This window comes from Mesobacillus sp., assembly GCF_049588175.1.
Lineage (GTDB): Bacteria > Bacillota > Bacilli > Bacillales > Cytobacillaceae > Mesobacillus.
In genome coordinates this window covers 1-4,501 of record NZ_JBAVFI010000347.1, presented here as the reverse complement: position 1 = coordinate 4,501, position 4,501 = coordinate 1, and the positions used below count along the sequence as shown (strand labels likewise).

6 protein-coding genes and 1 pseudogene are annotated in these 4,501 nt (G+C 41.6%); all 7 read right to left on the bottom strand.

The annotated features are described in order from the left end of the window. On the bottom strand, positions 1 to 387 hold a 387-nt coding region (gene truB, locus WB217_RS08710; RefSeq protein ID WP_423992578.1), incomplete at its 3' end, for a tRNA pseudouridine(55) synthase TruB. Between the two features lie 182 nt (positions 388 to 569). Next, positions 570 to 944, bottom strand: a complete 375-nt coding sequence (gene rbfA / locus WB217_RS08705) for a 30S ribosome-binding factor RbfA (RefSeq protein WP_207498393.1) — start codon at positions 942 to 944, stop codon at positions 570 to 572. 19 nt (positions 945 to 963) lie between these two features. Further along, complete coding sequence (locus WB217_RS08700; RefSeq protein ID WP_335427568.1) at positions 964 to 1,245, bottom strand: DUF503 domain-containing protein; 282 nt, start codon at positions 1,243 to 1,245, stop codon at positions 964 to 966. Then, positions 1,245 to 3,533, bottom strand: coding sequence for a translation initiation factor IF-2 (gene infB / locus WB217_RS08695; RefSeq protein ID WP_423992576.1), 2,289 nt, complete (start codon positions 3,531 to 3,533; stop codon positions 1,245 to 1,247). Before infB ends, WB217_RS08700 begins: the two co-directional genes overlap by 1 nt. Before the next feature lie 19 nt (positions 3,534 to 3,552). Then, positions 3,553 to 3,855, bottom strand: a complete 303-nt coding sequence (locus tag WB217_RS08690; RefSeq protein ID WP_335374944.1) for a YlxQ family RNA-binding protein — start codon at positions 3,853 to 3,855, stop codon at positions 3,553 to 3,555. Further along, positions 3,855 to 4,136 (bottom strand): RNase P modulator RnpM, encoded by a 282-nt coding sequence (rnpM, locus tag WB217_RS08685; protein ID WP_423992573.1) that lies wholly within the window; start codon positions 4,134 to 4,136, stop codon positions 3,855 to 3,857. Before rnpM ends, WB217_RS08690 begins: the two co-directional genes overlap by 1 nt. A 15-nt stretch (positions 4,137 to 4,151) precedes the next feature. Continuing rightward, a pseudogene (gene nusA, locus WB217_RS08680) lies at positions 4,152 to 4,501 on the bottom strand (transcription termination factor NusA); the annotation flags it as partial.

Below are 4,501 nucleotides of genomic sequence, written 5' to 3'. Positions count from 1 at the left end.
ATATAATTTCTTTCCATTCACTTTCACTGCCGAGTACATCGGCGGGGTCTGCTCAATTTCTCCAATAAAGGATTGCAGAACCTCGATAATTTCTCTTCGGGTAATGACTCGATTAACTGATTTCTCTTCTACTTTTTCCCCGGAGGCATCCTCAGTAGTTGTTGTAAATCCAAGCGACACTTCACCTTCATAAGCTTTACCAGCATCCGTGATGTACTCAGCAATCTTAGTTGCCTTGCCAACGCATATTGGCAAGACACCTGTTACATCCGGATCAAGTGTTCCTGTATGGCCTACCTTTTTGGTCCTTAACAGCTTCCTAAGCTTAAAGACACAATCATGCGAAGTCATGCCCGCTGGTTTAAAAAGAGGCAGAATCCCTTCCATGCTCTTTCCCCCCTGTTTTTTTTGTTTTATGTATCCTCTATTCTTCTTGTTTACTCTAAATTTGTTGTATTTCGTTAATTACTTCTATATGAAGAAGCTTTATTCAAAAAAATGGATAGACTAGGTGTCTATCCATTTCTTTTACCTGATGAAATGGCCTGCAAAGCAGCTGGCCAGTATCATCATTCTTTTTCTTCCTTTTCTTCATCAGCTTGCTCTTCTCTTTGCAGCTCATGAATAAGGGAATTAATTCTGTTGCCGTATGCCATTGTTTCATCAAATTCGAATATCAGTTCAGGCGTTTTTCTAAGACGGATTCTTTGGCCAATTTCGGTCCTAATGAAACCTTTTGCCTTCGCTAATCCTTTTAAAGTATTTTCTCTCTGTTCCTCGTCTCCTAAAACAGAAATATATACCTTTGCCTGCTGTAGATCGCCTGTAACTTGTACATCCGTAACTGTTACGAATCCAATGCGCGGATCCTTTATCTTGCGGCTGATGATATCGCCTAGTTCTTTCTTCATTTGTTCCCCAACACGATTTACTCTATGACCCATTTTCGATCACCTCGTTCTATTAAAGCCATTCTATTTCGGTGATGGTACGTTCGATCTCCGGAAAAGAGTCAATCATTTTTATAGCATTCTGCAGCTCCCTTTCAGTAGCAACCTTTGATGATGAAACAGCGGCAACGGCAATTGTTGTCCGCTGCCACACATCATGATGGTCAACTTCCGATACTGAAACATTATATTTTTGCTTCAGCCTTGAAATAATCCGCTGTAGTACTGCTCTCTTTTCTTTTAGAGAATGAGCATCATAAATGATGCATTCACAGGCTGCTAAGCCTACTACCATTAACGTTCCACTTCTTCCATGATATATGCTTCAACAACATCGCCTTCTTTGAGGTCATTGAAGTTTTTAATGGTAATACCGCACTCATAACCTTGTGCAACTTCCTTCGCATCATCTTTGAATCGTTTTAATGCATCAATCTGTCCTTCAAAGATTACTACACCGTCACGAATCAGGCGAACACCGCTGTCACGGGTAATTTTACCGTCAGTGACATATGAACCACCAATCATTCCGACTTTTGAAACCTTGAAAGTCTGGCGGATTTCAGCTTGGCCAATAACCTTTTCAGCATAAACTGGATCAAGCATCCCCTTCATGGCAGATTCGATTTCTTCGATTACCTTGTAGATAATGCGGTGGAGACGGATATCAACCTTTTCTGATTCCGCAGCGCGCTTCGCATTATTATCAGGGCGAACGTTAAAACCGATGACGATACCGTTAGAAGCTGCTGCTAATGTGATATCAGACTCATTGATCGCTCCAACACCTGTGTGAATGATTCTTACATTTACACCTTCAACGTCCAGCTTTTGCAATGCTGCTGCAAGGGCTTCTACTGAACCTTGAACGTCAGCTTTAATAATTAGATTTAAGTCTTTCATTTCCCCTTGTTTCATATGTTCAAACAAAGTATCAAGACTTACGCGAGCTTTTTCGCTTCTTTGCGCCTGTACTGCTTGTGATGAACGGATTTCTCCAACCTGGCGTGCAGTCTTTTCGTCCTCAAATACAACGAAACGATCTCCAGCCTGTGGAACATCATTTAAGCCAGTGATTTCAACAGGAGCAGACGGACCTGCTTCTTTAACACGGCGTCCAAGATCATTTACCATAGCACGTACCCGGCCGTAAGTATTACCGACTACAATCGGATCACCGATTTTTAGTGTACCGTTCTGAACAAGCAACGTCGCAACTGAGCCACGGCCTTTATCAAGCTGTGCTTCAATTACAGTACCAATTGCATTTCTATTAGGATTTGCTTTGTATTCTTCAACTTCACCAACAAGCAAAATCATTTCTAAAAGGCTATCAAGACCTTCTCCTGTTAATGCTGAAATCGGTACAAAGATTGTTTCTCCGCCCCATGCTTCAGGAACTAGACCATATTCTGTAAGTTCCTGCATGACACGATCAGGGTTTGCAGTTGGTTTGTCCATCTTATTTACAGCTACGATGATTGGTACATTAGCTGCCTTTGCATGGTTCAAAGCTTCAACAGTCTGAGGTTTAACGCCATCATCTGCCGCTACAACTAAGATTGTGATATCCGTGATTGCTGCTCCACGCGCACGCATAGTTGTGAAGGCTGCGTGTCCTGGTGTATCAAGGAAAGTGATTTTTTTGCCGTTCTCTTCAACCTGGTACGCACCGATATGTTGAGTGATTCCGCCAGCTTCTCCCGCGGTAACCTTAGTGTTGCGGATTGAGTCAAGAAGTGTTGTTTTACCATGGTCAACGTGGCCCATGATCGTTACAACAGATGGTCTTTCAATTAATGATGCTACTTCATCTTCAGTGAAGTAAACATCAAGGTCAGTTGCATCGACTTTAATTTCTTCTTCAACCTCAACACCATAATCAGAAGCAATCAATTCAATTGCGTCTTTATCAAGATCCTGGTTGATCGTTGCCATGACACCAAGCATGAATAACTTCTTGATGATTTCTGATGGCTCACGATACAACTTTTTAGCAAGCTCTGCAACTGTCAAAGACTCACTGAAAGTAATTTTTGCAGGAAGCTCTTTTACTTTCTTTACTTGAGGCTGCGCAGCTTGCTGCTGGTTTTGTTTGCCTCTGTTTTGGTTTTGCTGGTTTCTATTTCTGTTATTGTTATTGTTATTGTTTGGCTTGTTTTTATTGTTTTTATTAAAAGGCTGTGAGTTTGCAGGTTTTTTAGCTGCAGCTCCAGTTTTTACTTTTTCAGGAGTTGTTGCACGGCGCTCATCATCAGAAAAAGCACTTGCTGTTGTTTTTAGTTGAGCCTTAGGCTGAACCTGATTATTTCTCTGCTGGTTTTGGCCTTGGCTGCGATTTTGATTTTGTCCTTGGTTCTGTACCTGTGCAGCTTTCGGCTGGCTTTGCTGCTGAGGTTTAGCTTGTGGTTGTTGTTTTTCTTCTTTTGTATTATAAATGGCGTCTAGTCTCCTCACAGTTTCATCTTCCATGGCAGTCATGTGGTTTGAAACCTCGATGTTCATTTCTTTTAATTTTATAATCACGTCTTTACTCGATAAATTATGCTTCTTTGCATATTCGTAAACGCGTGTTTTACTCATATTTTCACCCCCGCTAGAATTAATCGAGCAACGTCAACAGTTTTTTTGCAAAACCCTCGTCCAGTAGGGCTACTACAACACGGGCATCCTTCCCAATAGCCTGACCAAGCTGATACCGGTCCGGGACCACCTTGCAAGGTACTTTATAGGAATTGCACTTGTCTGTAATTTTCTTTGTAGTATTTGCGGATGCATCCGCTGAAAGCAAAATGAGTTTCGCTTTGCCGCTTCGGATTTCTTTTACGGAAAGCTCTTCCCCTGAAATAATTTTCCGTGCTCGATTGGCTAAGCCAAGCAATGACATCCATTGATTAGAATTCATCAGGATAGTCTGTTCTCCTTTTCGATAAGTTCATTGAGCTCATCGTATAATGCATCGTCCACAGCTGTTTCTAGTTGTTTGGACAATATATTTCTTTTCTTTGCTAGCTGAATAGCTTCTTTATCTTTTGAAAGGTAAGCACCACGGCCTGATTTTTTTCCTGTCAGATCAATGGAAACTTCTCCCTCTTTGGAGCGAACGATGCGAACGAGTTCTTTTTTCGGTCTCATTTCACCGGTAGCGACACATTTTCGCATAGGAACTTTTTTACGGCTGTTCACGATCATTCACCTCAATTAATCAATATCTTCGTCATCATAATCATCATTCGCTGATAACAATGGTTCATTGTCACGAGGATAGATACCTAACTCTCTTGCCTCAGCCTCTGCTTTAATATCAATCTTCCAGCCAGTCAATTTAGCAGCCAGACGAGCATTTTGTCCACGCTTTCCAATCGCAAGTGAAAGCTGGTAATCTGGAACGATAACTGTAGTCGCCTTCTCTGCTTCTTTGACAATAACATCAAGAACCTTAGATGGGCTCAATGCATTGGCTACGAAAACAACTGGATCTTCAGACCATTTGACGATGTCGATCTTTTCACCTTTTAGCTCATTTACAACTGCCTGTACACGCGTTCCTC